11 protein-coding genes and 1 pseudogene are annotated in these 12,555 nt (G+C 73.2%); 6 read left to right on the top strand and 6 right to left on the bottom strand.

What is annotated here, in order from left to right; translation table 11 throughout:
- Positions 1-99: 99 nt before the first annotated feature.
- Together OG625_RS27220 and OG625_RS27215 are read right to left on the bottom strand one after the other, a co-directional pair.
- The gene (locus OG625_RS27220) at positions 100-969 is read right to left on the bottom strand and encodes a PhzF family phenazine biosynthesis protein (RefSeq protein WP_329386220.1); all 870 of its coding nucleotides are present in this window, start codon (positions 967-969) and stop codon (positions 100-102) included.
- 44 nt (positions 970-1,013) lie between these two features.
- Positions 1,014-1,775 carry an SDR family oxidoreductase gene (locus tag OG625_RS27215; protein ID WP_329386218.1) on the bottom strand — a complete coding sequence of 254 codons (762 nt, stop codon included), beginning with the start codon at positions 1,773-1,775 and terminating at the stop codon, positions 1,014-1,016.
- A 109-nt stretch (positions 1,776-1,884) separates the two neighbouring features.
- On the opposite strand from OG625_RS27215, the gene OG625_RS27210 reads away from it, so the two are divergent.
- Together OG625_RS27210 and OG625_RS27205 are read left to right on the top strand one after the other, a co-directional pair.
- A complete protein-coding gene (locus OG625_RS27210; protein ID WP_443067781.1) occupies positions 1,885-3,186 on the top strand; it encodes a Bcr/CflA family multidrug efflux MFS transporter in 1,302 nt (433 codons plus the stop codon).
- A 498-nt stretch (positions 3,187-3,684) separates the two neighbouring features.
- Complete coding sequence (locus OG625_RS27205) at positions 3,685-4,701, top strand: small ribosomal subunit Rsm22 family protein (protein ID WP_329386215.1); 1,017 nt, start codon at positions 3,685-3,687, stop codon at positions 4,699-4,701.
- Here the strand turns inward: OG625_RS27205 and ddaH are convergent.
- Positions 4,698-5,522, bottom strand: a pseudogene (gene ddaH / locus OG625_RS27200) (dimethylargininase); the annotation flags it as partial. The gene OG625_RS27205 and the pseudogene ddaH overlap by 4 nt on opposite strands.
- Positions 5,523-5,651: 129 nt before the next feature.
- Here ddaH and OG625_RS27195 point away from each other — a divergent pair.
- Together OG625_RS27195 and OG625_RS27190 are read left to right on the top strand one after the other, a co-directional pair.
- Positions 5,652-6,263, top strand: coding sequence for a TetR/AcrR family transcriptional regulator (locus OG625_RS27195; RefSeq protein ID WP_329386211.1), 612 nt, complete (start codon positions 5,652-5,654; stop codon positions 6,261-6,263).
- Between the two features lie 210 nt (positions 6,264-6,473).
- Positions 6,474-7,223 carry a bifunctional DNA primase/polymerase gene (locus OG625_RS27190; RefSeq protein ID WP_329386209.1) on the top strand — a complete coding sequence of 250 codons (750 nt, stop codon included), beginning with the start codon at positions 6,474-6,476 and terminating at the stop codon, positions 7,221-7,223.
- An 8-nt stretch (positions 7,224-7,231) separates the two neighbouring features.
- On the opposite strand, the gene OG625_RS27185 is transcribed toward OG625_RS27190, so the two are convergent.
- Positions 7,232-8,194 (bottom strand): hypothetical protein, encoded by a 963-nt coding sequence (locus OG625_RS27185; RefSeq protein ID WP_329386207.1) that lies wholly within the window; start codon positions 8,192-8,194, stop codon positions 7,232-7,234.
- Between the two features lie 121 nt (positions 8,195-8,315).
- Here OG625_RS27185 and OG625_RS27180 point away from each other — a divergent pair, with 121 nt between their 5' ends.
- On the top strand, positions 8,316-8,948 hold the full coding sequence (locus OG625_RS27180; protein WP_329386204.1) for a MerR family transcriptional regulator: 633 nt from the start codon (positions 8,316-8,318) through the stop codon (positions 8,946-8,948).
- A gap of 373 nt (positions 8,949-9,321) precedes the next feature.
- Here OG625_RS27180 and yaaA read toward each other — a convergent pair whose 3' ends face one another.
- Positions 9,322-10,125 carry a peroxide stress protein YaaA gene (yaaA, locus tag OG625_RS27175; protein ID WP_329386202.1) on the bottom strand — a complete coding sequence of 268 codons (804 nt, stop codon included), beginning with the start codon at positions 10,123-10,125 and terminating at the stop codon, positions 9,322-9,324.
- 149 nt (positions 10,126-10,274) lie between these two features.
- On the opposite strand from yaaA, the gene OG625_RS27170 reads away from it, so the two are divergent.
- The gene (locus OG625_RS27170) at positions 10,275-11,717 is read left to right on the top strand and encodes an RNB domain-containing ribonuclease (RefSeq protein ID WP_329386200.1); all 1,443 of its coding nucleotides are present in this window, start codon (positions 10,275-10,277) and stop codon (positions 11,715-11,717) included.
- On the opposite strand, the gene OG625_RS27165 is transcribed toward OG625_RS27170, so the two are convergent.
- Positions 11,707-12,555, bottom strand: a complete 849-nt coding sequence (locus OG625_RS27165) for a hypothetical protein (RefSeq protein WP_329386198.1) — start codon at positions 12,553-12,555, stop codon at positions 11,707-11,709. The two genes, OG625_RS27170 and OG625_RS27165, sit on opposite strands and share 11 nt — an antisense overlap.

Below are 12,555 nucleotides of genomic sequence, written 5' to 3'. Positions count from 1 at the left end.
AGTCTGGTGGGGGCACCTCCCAGCGGTAGCTGGGGGAGAGGGTCTGGGGCGGAGCCCCAGGAGCGGCGCCGCAGGGGATCCATGCCCCGGTGTACGCGCTCACGCGATACGCGCGCCCTCGCCGCCCACGCGGACCCGGGGGTCCCCCGCGCGCAGTTCCACCGTGAGCGTTCCCGGGCGGCCCATGTCCTCGCCCTGGTGGAGGGTGAGCACGGCGTCCGCCGGGACCAGGCCCAGCTCGCGGGCGTACGCGCCGAAGGCGGCCGCGGCGGCCCCCGTGGCGGGGTCCTCGACGACGCCGCCGACCGGGAAGGGGTCGCGTACGTGGAACTCCGCCGGGCCCGCCCGGTGCACCAGCTGGACCGTGACGAGGTCGAGGCGCCGCATCAGGGCCTCCAGCCGGGCGAAGTCGTACGCGAGGTCCGCGAGCCGGGCCCGGGTGGCGGCGCCGAGCACCAGGTGGCGGGCTCCGGCGTAGGCGATGCGCGGCGGGAACGCCGGGTCCAGGTCCGCTTCCGGCCAGTCCAGTGCGGCCAGTGCCTCCGCGAGGTCGGCCGCGCCGATCTCCTCGACGTGCGGCTCGACGCTGGTCAGCGTGGCCCGCAGGCCGCCGCCCTCGCCCGACGCGGTCACCGTCACCGGGACGGTCCCCGCCCGGGTGGCGAGGAGCAGCTCGCCGGGGCCGATGCGCTCCCCGAGCGCCACGGCGGTGGCCACCGTGGCGTGCCCGCAGAACGGCACCTCCACTTGCGGGCTGAAGTAGCGCACGGTGAAGGCGCGGCCGGGCTCACCGCCGAACCCCTCGGGCGGGGCGGTCAGGAAGGCCGTCTCGCTGTAACCCAGCTTGGCGGCGATCTCCAGCATGGCGGCATCGTCGAGCCCGGCGGCGTCGAGGACGACTCCGGCGGGGTTGCCGCCTTCCGGGTCGTGGGAGAAGGCGGTGTAGTGCAGTACCTCAACATGGTTCATGCGGTCATGATCGGTTGCGGCCCCCGCGGTCGCAACGAGGTTGTTCAGCCCCGCCCGATGTACGGCATCGTCGTCGCCATCACCGTCGCGAACTGCACGTTCGCCTCCAGCGGCAGCTCCGCCATGTGCAGTACGGTGCGCGCCACGTCGGCGGCGTCCATCACCGGCTCGACGGCCAGCTGTCCGTTGGCCTGGAGGATCCCGGTCTGCATCCGCTCGGTCATCTCGGTCGCCGCGTTGCCGATGTCGATCTGCCCGCACGCGATGCGGTACGGACGCCCGTCGAGCGACAGGGACTTCGTCATGCCGGTCATCGCGTGCTTGGTCGCGGTGTAGGCGATGGAGTTCGGGCGCGGTACGTGCGCGGAGATGGAGCCGTTGTTGATGATCCGGCCGCCCTGCGGGTCCTGTTCCTTCATCTGGCGGAAGGCGGCCTGCGCGCACAGGAAGGCGCCGGTCAGGTTGACGTCCACGACCGAGCGCCACGCCTCGTAGGAGATGTCCTCCAGCGGCACCCCGCCGGGACCGAAGGTGCCCGCGTTGTTGAACAGCAGGTCCAGTCGCCCGTACCGCTCGCGAACCGACTCGAACAGCGCAGTCACGTCGTCCGGGTCGCTCACGTCGGCCCGTACGCACAGCACGTCGGCGTCCTCGCCGGCCGCCTTCGCGGTCTCCTCCAGCGGCTCGGTGCGGCGGCCCGCCACTGCCACGGCCCAACCGGCCGCAGCCAGGGTCAGAGCCACGGAGCGGCCGATCCCGGAGCCGGCGCCGGTCACCACTGCGATCTTCTTGGCACTTGCGTTCATGGGGCCGCAGGGTACGTCACACCGGGCTCGGACCCCGGGACGTTCCGATAGCTGAGAGCATGGGTCGGTCAGGGGTGCGAAAAGCAGACAAGAGGACTGGAGTTTCCGTATGTCGGAGAGAGGCCCCTCGACGGCCCCGCCGGGCGCCGCGTCGCCCGAATCGCTCCCCACCACCGCCCCCGCCACCACACCCCTGACGGCCGCACGCCGTACCGGACTGCTGGTGACGTTCATACTCGGCGGGCTCACCGCCCTCCCCCCGCTGTCCATGGACATGTACCTCCCGGCCCTGCCGGAGGTCACCACCGCCCTGCGCAGCCCGGCCGCGACCATCCAGCTCACCCTGACCGCCTGCCTCGCCGGCATGGCGCTGGGCCAGCTCGTCATCGGCCCGATGAGCGACAAGTGGGGCCGCCGCAGGCCGCTGCTCATCGGCATGGTCGTCTACGTCCTGGCCACAGCGATCTGCGCCCTCGCCCCCTCCGCCGAACTCCTGATCGCCTTCCGCCTCCTCCAGGGCCTGGCCGGGGCGGCCGCGATCGTCATCGCACGGGCCGTCGTACGCGACCTGTACGACGGCGTCGAGATGGCGAAGTTCTTCTCCACGCTGATGCTCATATCCGGGTCCGCCCCGATCATCGCCCCGCTCATCGGCGGCCAGGTCCTGCGCTTCTCCGACTGGCGCGGGGTGTTCGTCGTCCTCACCGCCGTGGGCCTCGTCCTCACCCTGATGGTCTGGCGCAAGCTGGACGAGACCCTCCCGCCCGAGCGCCGGCACACCGGGGGCGTCGGCTCGGCGCTGCGGACCATGCGGGGCCTGCTCGGCGACCGCGTCTTCACCGGCTACACCCTCACCGGCGGCTTCGCCTTCGCCGTCCTCTTCTCGTACATCGCCGCCTCGCCCTTCGTGGTGCAGGCGATCTACGGAGCCTCGCCCCAGACCTTCAGCCTCCTCTTCGGCCTCAACTCCGTCGGCCTGATCGCCGTCGGCCAGATCAACGGCAAGCTGCTGGTCGGCCGGGTCAGCCTGGACAAGGTGCTGGCCGTAGGCCTGGCAGTGGTCACGATCGCCGCGACATCGCTCCTCCTCATGTCGACCGGAGTGTTCGGAGAGGTCGGGCTGGCCCCGATCTCCGCCGCCCTCTTCGTCCTGATGTCGGCGATGGGTGTGGTCCTGCCCAACACCAACGCCCAGGCCCTGATGCGGACCCCGCACGCGGCGGGCTCGGCCTCGGCCCTGATCGGCACCTCGTCCTTCCTGGTCGGCGCGATCGCCTCCCCGCTGGTCGGCATCGCGGGCGAGGACACGGCCGTCCCGATGGCCCTGGTCCAGCTGGTCTGCGCGGTCCTCTCGGTGGGCTGCTTCCTGACCCTGTGCCGGCCGTGGCAGTCCCGCGAGGCCACCGCCTAGCCGTACCGCGCGGTTCAGCCGGGGCCGCCCACCCGTTCCGACGGGGTCGGGTGTGTGTCGGGGCGTCCCCGCAGGGCGTCGAACGCAACCACGGCTCGGCCCACCGACCCCTCGAACCGTTCGACGCCCGAGGAGACGCCCCGGCGCGCGCCCGGCCCCGGCGGAACCCCCCGACCCCCGCCGACCCCGCCGGCGGCGGCGCGGCCGGGCCGCTGCGCGGAGCCGTTCCCCCACCCCGCCCCTTCCCGAAACCGGGCTCCGCCCCGGACCCGCACCTCAATCGCCGGCGCCGCTCAAAGACCCGGGGCTCCGCCGCGGCTCAAAGACCCGGGGCTCCGCCCCGGACCCTCTCCCCCAGCTACCGCTGGGAGGTGCCCCCACCAGACTCCGTCCGGGGGGACCCCAATCCTCAAACGCCGGACGGGCTGAGTTTCACCCCGCCCCCCGGCCCGGGAGGGCAAAGGCCCGGGAGGGCGAGCGGCGCCGTAAACTTCCCAGGTGAACGCCGCCTCCACCCCCACCACCGCCGAGACCCTCCGCAGCGCGCTCGGCCGGCTGCTCGACGGGCTCCCGCCGAAGCAGGCCTCCGCCGCCGTCGAGCGGCTCATCGCCAGCTACCGGGGGCAGACCCCGACCGACGCGCCCGTGCTGCGCGACCGCTCCGACGTGGCGGCGTACGCGGCGTACCGGATGCCGGCCACCTTCGAGGCCGTACGGTCCGCCCTCGACGGCCTCGCGGAGGCGGCCCCCGGCTGGGCCCCCGGCTCCCACGTGGACGTCGGCGGCGGCACGGGCGCAGCGACCTGGGCGGTGGACGCCACCTGGGACGGCCCCCGCGAGACCACGGTCCTGGACTGGGCGGAGCCGGCCCTCAAGCTCGGCAAGGAGCTCGCGGCGGCCTCCCCCTCCCCCGCGCTCCGCGCAGCGGACTGGCGGCGGGCCGTCATCGGCTCCGGGATCGCGCTCCCCGACGCCGATCTCGTGACGGTCTCCTACGTCCTGGGCGAGCTCACCCCGCAGGCCCGCACCGCGGTCGTCGCGGAGGCGGCCCGGGCCGGTCAGGCCGTGGTCCTGATCGAGCCGGGCACTCCGGAGGGCTACCTCCGCATCCGCGAGGCCCGCGACCAGCTGATCGCGGCGGGGCTGCGCGTCGCCGCGCCCTGCCCGCACGACGGCACCTGCCCGATCGAGGTAGGCCAGGACTGGTGCCACTTCTCGGCGCGGGTCAGCCGTTCCTCGCTGCACCGCCAGGTCAAGGGCGGCTCGCTGCCGTACGAGGACGAGAAGTTCAGCTACGTCGCCGCGACCCGTTTCCCGACGGAGCCGGCCACCTCCCGGATCACGCGGAAGCCGCAGATCCGGAAGGGGCTGGTCCTGCTGGAGCTGTGCGGCCCGGAGAGCGAGGGCCTGGCCAAGGTCAACGTGACCAAGCGCCAGGGCGACCTCTACAAGGCCGCCCGGGACGCCGGCTGGGGCCACGCCTGGCCCCCGCCCTCCCCCGAGGCCACGGACTAGGCCCGCAGCTCCTGCGTACAGCACTTCACGCTGCCGCCGCCCTTGAGCAGCTCCCCCAGATCCATCGGAACCGGCTCGAAGCCCCGGTCCCGCAGCGGTGCGAACAGGCCCGTCGCCTCCTGGGGGAGCAGCACGTGCCGGCCGTCCGAGACCGCGTTCAGGCCGAGCGCCGCCGCGTCCGCCGCGTCGGCGATCAGCGCGTCGGGGAAGAGCCGGCGCAGTACGCCCTGACTGCCCGGCGAGAAGGCCGCCGGGTGGTACATGATCTCGTCGCCGTCGAGGACGCTGAGCGCCGTGTCCAGGTGGTAGAACCGCGGGTCCACCAGGTCGAGGCCGATGACCGGGCGCCCGAAGAACTCCTGCGCCTCGTCGTGCGAGAGCGGGCTGGAGCGGAAGCCCCGGCCCGCCAGGATGTAGGTGGCGGTGACGGCGAAGTCGCCCTCGCCCTCGTTGACGTGGGACGGCTCGTGGATGTCCCGGAAGCCGTGCTCCCGGAACCACCCGAGGTGGATCTCGGCCTCGGCGCTGCGTTCCGGGTAGGCGAACCGGGCGCCGAGCACCCGGCCGTCGACCACCAGGGCTCCGTTGGCCGCGAAGACCATGTCCGGCAGCCCTGGGTCGGGCACGAGGGTCTCGACGGTGTGTCCGAGGGCGCGGTAGCGGTCCCTCAGGCCCTCCCACTGGGCGAGTGCGAGGGGCAGGTCCACCGGTTTCGTGGGATCCATCCACGGGTTGATGGAGTACGTGACCTTGAAGTGTGCCGGTGGGCACATCAGGTAGCGCCGGGGTGTGGCGTCTCTGCGCAAAGAAGGCTCCTCACGACTTACGACGTCGACGTGCGACGAGTGTGGAGAGAATCGTCTCTCCTCAAGCTGGACACCGCAGTGAACTGATTGGGTGGTTTACCGGGCAAGCAGAAGACGAGACGTCTCGGTTGGTAGTTTCGAGCCATGACCAAGACTCCTGACGCCACCCGCCGCAGCGACCGCTCCCGGCAGGCCATCCTCGACGCCTCGCTCGCCCTCGTCGGGGAGGTCGGTTACAACAAGCTGACCATCGAGGCCATCGCCGCCCGCGCCGGAGTCGGCAAGCAGACCATCTACCGCTGGTGGCCGTCGAAGGCGGCCGTCCTCCTGGACGCCTCGCTCGCCCTCTCCGGGGACGCGGAGACGGAGGCCGAGTGGACCGGCTTCCCGGACACCGGGGACCTCGCCGCCGACCTCAAGTTCGTCCTGCGGGCGACGGTCGACGAGTTCGCCGACGAGAAGTACGAAGCCCCCGCGCGCGCCCTGACGGCCGCCGGGGCCACCGATCCCGAGCTCGGCGCGCAGTTCACCGAGCGGCTGCTGGAGCCGCAGCTCGCCCTCTACGAAGCCCGGTTGCGCACCGCCCGGGAGGCCGGGCAGCTCGCCCCGGACACGGATCTGCGGCTGACGGTGGAGATGCTGCTGGGGCCGCTCACGTACCGCTGGCTGCTGCGCACGGCGCCGCTGACGCACGCTTACACGGACGCGCTGGTGGACCGGGTTCTGGGCGGGGTGGCCAACGTCACCGCCGGCTGAAGACCCGCCGAAGACCCCCCGAACACCCGTTGAATTGCGAACACTCGGCGAACATACGTCCTGATTGTGTGGTTATGTGAGGGTTGCCGGTCGCTCATCCCCAACCCCCCGGTCGTCAAGAGCGGTCACCGGGGGCGCAGGATGGTGGGACCATGTGAGGGTCTGCCAGGGTGCCAGGGTCTGCCGGGGCAAGGTTTGGTGAGGGGATAGATGGGGTCTGAGTCCGGCCGCGTCACGCGCGGCGAGCTGAGCAGGTTTTCCCAGTGGCTGCTGCGGCGCCGGAAACCCGCCGAAGAGGACCCCGGACGCGAGCGCGAAGCGCTCCTCCTGTCGGTCGCCGCCGCCGGTCTGCCGCTCGCCCCCGCCGCCCATCCGACCGACCACCGATGTTCGTGCGACCGCATCGGCTGTCCCACGCCGGCCCGACATCCGCTCTCCTTCGCCTGGCAGTCCCAGTCGACCACCGACCGCGCCCAGGTCGAACGCTGGGCCCGCAACCAGCCCGAGGCCAACTTCGTCACGGCGACCGGCATGGTCCACGACGTACTGGACGTCCCGCTGGAAGCCGGCACCGACGCCCTGACCCGCCTGCTGGAGGCCGGCATCGAGGTCGGCCCCGTCGCCGAGTCCGGCGGCACCGGCGACCAGGCCCGCATGCTCTTCTTCACCGCCACCCGCGGCACCCCCGAGGACGAGGACGAGTGGTGGCCCTGCGAACTGGACTGCCACCCCGAGACGATGGACGAGCACCCCGGCCTGCGCTGGCACTGCCGCGGCAGCTACGTCCTGGTTCCCCCGGCGGCCCTCCCCGGTGAGCACGCGGTGACCTGGATCCGCGACATGGAGCACCCGCTCCCGGACCCGCTCACCCTGCTGGAAACCCTGACCGACGCCTGCGCCCAGTACGCGGGCACCACCGACCACGCCCCGGCCGCGGTGGCCTGGCCCCTGGGCCGCTAGGGCCTGTTTCAGGCCGCCGTCACCAGCGCGGGCCGGCGTCCCGGCCTGAGCGCGAGCAGCGTCCCGAGGCCCGCGGCCGCCAGGACCAGCGCGCCCGCGCCCAGCGTCGTCGCGTCCGGGGAGGTCAGCGGCTGGCCGCGCAGCGCCTGCCAGGTCAGCAGGGCCACCACGGCCGCGTACGTACCTCCGGCCACCAGGGTCACCCTCAGCCGCACCCGCTCCTCGCGCAGCCGGGCGTAGCGCGCGGCGAGGGCGGCCAGGACGAGCACGAACAGCGGCAGCAGCTGCATGGCGTGCATGCCGACGAAGTGCGGGATGCGCAGGTCGCCGCCGGTGGTGGACCAGCCGGTCAGCGGCATGCCCGGGCCGCCGTCGGGCACGCCCACGCTGTGCGCGCCGACCAGCGGGGCCTCGCCGTCACCGGCCGCCGCCCGCTGCTCGGGCGTGGGCTGCGTCATCAGGAAGCCCAGTCCGGCACCGGCCAGCGCGAGGACCGCGGAGATCCGGATCGCCCAGGTGGTGGCGCGGTCGGCGAGCGGGGCCCGGAAGAGCAGGACGGCGATCACGAGGGTGGCCGTCCACAGCACCACCACGGTCAGGGCCATGGCGTTGTACAACTCCGAGTCGAGCGGCGTGGTGTGGTTGAAGTGCATCTGCCGGCCACGGAACGTCTGAAGGGTGATCAGCGCCATCTCCATGACGCTCGTGGCGACCACCACCGTGCCCGCCCACCAGGCCGGCCGGTGCAGGCGGGGCCGGGCGCGGCCGAGCAGGGAGATCATCCAGGCCAGGCTCAGTGCGTAACCGACGAACGACACCGAGAACTTGAACGGCTTGGCCCAGATCGGGGCGCCGACGAGCATCCGGTCGTCGAGGAAGAGTCCGACCGCGGAGCCGGCGGCCCAGAACACCATCGCACCGGCGAAGACCACCAGCGGGCGGTGCCACGTGCGTAAGGACGAGAACTCCATCGAGACCTCCAAGACGGGATATGGATAGTGACACTTGCCGCTATCCGGTAGTGCCACTATCTATGATGAGGGCGGCGGAAAACAAGAGCACGAAGACCGAGATCGAGGAACGGACGCGGGCATGCGCATCGGAGAGCTGAGCTCACGGACCGGGGTCCCGGTACCGACGATCAAGTACTACGTGCGGGAGGGGCTGCTCCCGCCCGGTGAGCTCAGCAGCCCCAACCAGGCCAGCTACGAGGACTCCCACGAGCGCAGACTGCGGCTGATCCGCGCCCTCCTGGAGGTGGGCGGGCTCTCCGTGGCCGCCATCCGCGAGGTGATCACCGCGGTGGACGACAAGGACAAGCCGGTCCACAAGCTGCTCGGCACGGTGGCGGATCAGCTGGTCCCGTCCACGGGCCGCGACGAGTCCGACGCGGAAACGGCCCTGGCCCGGACGAAGGTGGCCCGGCTGGTCGCGGACCGCGGCTGGGCGGTGAACCCGGGCTGCCGGGCCGGGGAGGCCCTCGCCTCGGCCTTGGCGGCGCTGTCCCGGACGGGACACGGGCGCTTCGAGGAGGTGCTCGAGACGTACGCCGACGCCGCGGAGCGGGTGGCGGCGGCGGACATGGCGTTCGCGTCCCGGGCTTCCGGCCGCGAGGACCTCGTCGAGTCGGTGGCGGTGGGCACGGTCGTGGGCGACACGATGTTCGCGGCCCTTCGCCGCCTGGCCCAGGAAGACGCCTCCGCCCGCGCGGGCGCCACCCCCTAGCCGCCGCGCCGCCGTGCCGCTGCGCGGGCCTCCGGGTCCGCCCGAGCCCGCGCCTCAATCGCCGGCGCGGCTCAAAGATCCGGGGCTCCGCCCCGTACCCCGCTCCTCAAACGCCGGAGGGGCTGGAATTGCCCTTCGGGCAATCCGGCCCGCTCGAGCGACGGTTGGGCTGCGTGCACGTGCAAGCTCACGCCGGACGAAATCCAGCCCCTCCGGCGCTTGAGGAGCGGGTCTGGGCGGAGCCCAGGGTGCCGCGCAGCGGCACCTTCAGCCCCGCCGGCGATTGAGGCGCGGGGTCTGGGGCAGGGCCCCGGATCCTCGAGCCGCACCCGCGAGCCGGGCGCACCCCGAACCACCCCGCCCCACCGGGAGGTCAGTGGTGGATCTGGGTCACCACCACGTCCAGCGCCCACGCCTTGGCCGGCTTCGCGGGGGCCTCCGCCTCGACCACGTAGCCCAGGTCCCGGAGGGACGTGACCAGTTCGGCCGGGGACGTGGGGGCGATGCCCGCGAGCAGCAGGTCACGGACCAGCCGCCCCTTCGTCGCCTTGTTGAAGTGGCTCACCACGGACCGCTTCTCCACGCCGTCCACCATCTGCGAGTGCAGCACCCGCACGGTCGCCGTCCGCCCCGCGACCTCACCCTTCGGCTTCCACGCCGTCCCGTACGCCGCCGACCGCAGGTCCAGCACCAGCCCCTCCCCTGCGGCCTCCGGCATGACCTCCGCCATCGGCGCCCGCCAGTACGCGCCCAGCGCCCCCAGCCCCGGCAGCTTCACGCCCATCGAGCAGCGGTACGACGGGATGCGGTCGGTGATCCGTACCGCGCCCCACAGCCCCGAGAAGACCAGCAGCGAGCGCTCGGCGAGCTTCCGCGCCTCCGCCGGGAGGTCGGCCAGGCCCAGCGCGTCGTACAGCACGCCCGTGTAGATCTCCCCCGCCGGGCGGGCCGCCGCCGAGCGGAGTTCCAGGTTCTTCGCCACCTCGCCCCGCAGGCCCTCGCTCAGGCCCAGTACCTCGCGCGCCTTGAGCTCGTCGGCCCCGCACAGCTCGACCAGCTCCTCCAGCACCGCCGCGCGGGCCGGGGCCAGCCCGGGCAGCGACAGCGCCTCCGGCTTCAGGGGTGCGCCGGAGCCGCCGGCGGCCTTTCCTTCGGACGGCGGCAGCAGCACGAGCACGGTGGTTCTCCTTCAGTACGGCACGACGCAGGGGATGCGGCCCCCGAGCCAGGGTAGACGGCTCGCCGACCCCGCTCGACCTCCACGGACCCAACCGACGAAACCCCCTGAACCGCGCAAACCGCCCGGCCAGGGCCTAGGCTCGACCCATGCCACGCCGTCAGATGCACATGACCGGCGCAGACGGGGCTGCCCTGCGGGCCGCGCTGCGTGAACTGCGGACGAAGCTGGAGGTGCCCGGGGAGTTCCCGGCGGCGGTCCTCGCCGAGGCCGAGCACGCGGCCGCGCACCCGCGCCTCCCCGAGCTCGACAGCACCGACATCCCCTTCTTCACCATCGACCCGCCGACCTCGGTCGACCTCGACCAGGCCGTGCACCTGGCGAAACGATCCGGCGGCGGCTACCGCGTCCACTACGCCATCGCCGACGTCGCCGCCTTCGTCACCCCGGGCGGCACCCTCGACGCCGAGGCCCACCGCCGGGTCACCACCCTCTACTTCCCCGACGGGAAGGTCCCGCTGCACCCGGCCGTCCTCTCGGAGGGCGCGGCCAGCCTGCTGCCCGACCAGACCTGCCCGGCCCTGCTGTGGCAGCTCGACCTGGACGCCGACGGCCGGGTCGAGACCGCCGACGTGCGCCGCGCCCTGGTCCGCAGCCGGGCCAAACTCGACTACGACGGCGTCCAGAAGGCCATCGACTCCGGCACGGCCGAGGAACCGCTCGCCCTCCTCAAGGACATCGGCCGGCTCCGCGAGGCCCTGGAGCGGGAGCGCGGCGGCATCTCCCTCAACGTGCCCGAGCAGGAGATCGTCGTACGGGACGACTCGTACGCCCTGACCTACCGCGCCCCGCTGCCCGCGGACGGCTGGAACGCGCAGATCTCCCTCATGACCGGCATGGCCGCGGCCGACCTGATGCTGGCCGCCGGCACCGGCATCCTGCGCACCCTGCCGAACGCCCCCGACGGCGCCGTCGGCAAACTGCGGCGCGCCGCGAAGGCCCTGCGGATCGACTGGCCGCACCACGTCCCGTACGCGGAACTCGTCCGCTCCCTCGATCCGCACCGCCCCGCCCACGCCGCGTTCCTCCAGGAGTGCACCGCCCTGCTGCGCGGCGCGGGCTACACGGTCTTCACCGGCGGCGAGACCCCGGACCCGGCGATCCACTCCGCGGTTGCGGCCCCGTACGCACACTGCACCGCCCCGCTGCGCCGACTCGCCGACCGGTACTCCGGCGAGCTGTGCGTGGCGGCGGTGGCCGGGGCCGAGCCCCCGCAGTGGGCGGTGGACGCGCTCGCGGAGCTCCCCGACCGGATGGCGGACGGCACCCGGCTGGCGAACACCGCCGAGCGGGAGTCGGTGGACCTCGTCGAGGCCGCCGTGCTCAAGGACCGCGTCGGGGAGACCTTCGAGGCCACGGTGATCGACGTCAAGGACCGGGAGCCGCTGGTGGGAACGGTCCACCTGGAGGAGCCGGCGGTGGTCGGCCGCGTCGAGTCCGCGCGGGAGGAGCTCCCGCTGGGCGAACGCGTCCGGGTCCGCCTCACACAGGCGGACCCGGGGACGGCGAAGATCCTCTTCGCTACGGCGTAACGGCCTTCGCTTCTTTCAGGGCCGCGACCAGCGCCGCCGGGTCGTCGGCGTGGAAGCGCACGACGCGCGCCTCTCCCCGGGCGCCCAGCGGGCGGGTGAAGGGGAGGGGCCGGGTCAGCTCCAGGGTCACCGTGGTCTGGCTGCCGACGATCAGGTCGAGCACCCCGTCCTCGGAGACGGTGACCAGCCGGCCCTCCGGGTAGCGGCGGTCCACCCGTACGGAGGCCACCGCGTCCGGCGGCACGACGAGGTCGAACAGGGCGCCGTAGCGGATCCGCAGGGACCCGTCGGAGCGGACCACGTGCGGCCGGACGACACAGGCGGCGTGCAGGGCGAGCACGATCAGGACCCCGTAGACGTCGAGGACGAGCACCACTCGGTGCACCGCCGGCCAGGGGATCAGGAAGGCCAGCGCGACGGTCTCGATCACCGACACGAAGAGCATCCCGTACATCATCGCGGTCTGCGGGCCCGTGTACCCGGCGGCGAGGTCCCCGGCCCGCACCCCGTGCTTGCGCCGCAGCGCCCACCACCCGAGCGAGGCCGTGGCCCGCAGCTCGTGCACCAGCAGCCGGCGCACCTGCACGGGTACGACGGCCCGCACGGCCTCCCGCGCGGCCTCCCCGCGCCGCGCACCGCGGGCGCGCCGGTCCGCGTACAGCCGGCCGAGCACCCGGGCCTCCAGCAGCAGCACCCCGAGCACCAGCCCCTCGGCGACGACCAGGGCCCACCCCGGCAGCCGCACCCCGGCGACCAGGCACACGACGAGCAACAGCTCCGCCGGAACCACGGCGGTGACGGCGATCCGGGCGGCGCGCATCCCCCTGACCGCACTCAC

The organism is Streptomyces sp. NBC_01351 (assembly GCF_036237315.1).
Lineage (GTDB): Bacteria > Actinomycetota > Actinomycetes > Streptomycetales > Streptomycetaceae > Streptomyces.
The sequence above is the reverse complement of the archived record's forward strand: the minus strand, read 5'-3'. Positions and strand labels throughout refer to the sequence as shown.

What these genes read in the sequence shown, in the direction of transcription:
- OG625_RS27220 (WP_329386220.1), bottom strand. Translation starts at nt 969, where the DNA reads ATGAACCATGTTGAGGTACTGCACTACACCGCCTTCTCCCACGACCCG.
- OG625_RS27215 (WP_329386218.1), bottom strand. Translation starts at nt 1,775, where the DNA reads ATGAACGCAAGTGCCAAGAAGATCGCAGTGGTGACCGGCGCCGGCTCC.
- OG625_RS27210 (WP_443067781.1), top strand. Translation starts at nt 1,885, where the DNA reads ATGTCGGAGAGAGGCCCCTCGACGGCCCCGCCGGGCGCCGCGTCGCCC.
- OG625_RS27195 (WP_329386211.1), top strand. Translation starts at nt 5,652, where the DNA reads ATGACCAAGACTCCTGACGCCACCCGCCGCAGCGACCGCTCCCGGCAG.
- OG625_RS27190 (WP_329386209.1), top strand. Translation starts at nt 6,474, where the DNA reads ATGGGGTCTGAGTCCGGCCGCGTCACGCGCGGCGAGCTGAGCAGGTTT.
- OG625_RS27185 (WP_329386207.1), bottom strand. Translation starts at nt 8,194, where the DNA reads ATGGAGTTCTCGTCCTTACGCACGTGGCACCGCCCGCTGGTGGTCTTC.
- OG625_RS27180 (WP_329386204.1), top strand. Translation starts at nt 8,316, where the DNA reads ATGCGCATCGGAGAGCTGAGCTCACGGACCGGGGTCCCGGTACCGACG.
- OG625_RS27170 (WP_329386200.1), top strand. Translation starts at nt 10,275, where the DNA reads ATGCCACGCCGTCAGATGCACATGACCGGCGCAGACGGGGCTGCCCTG.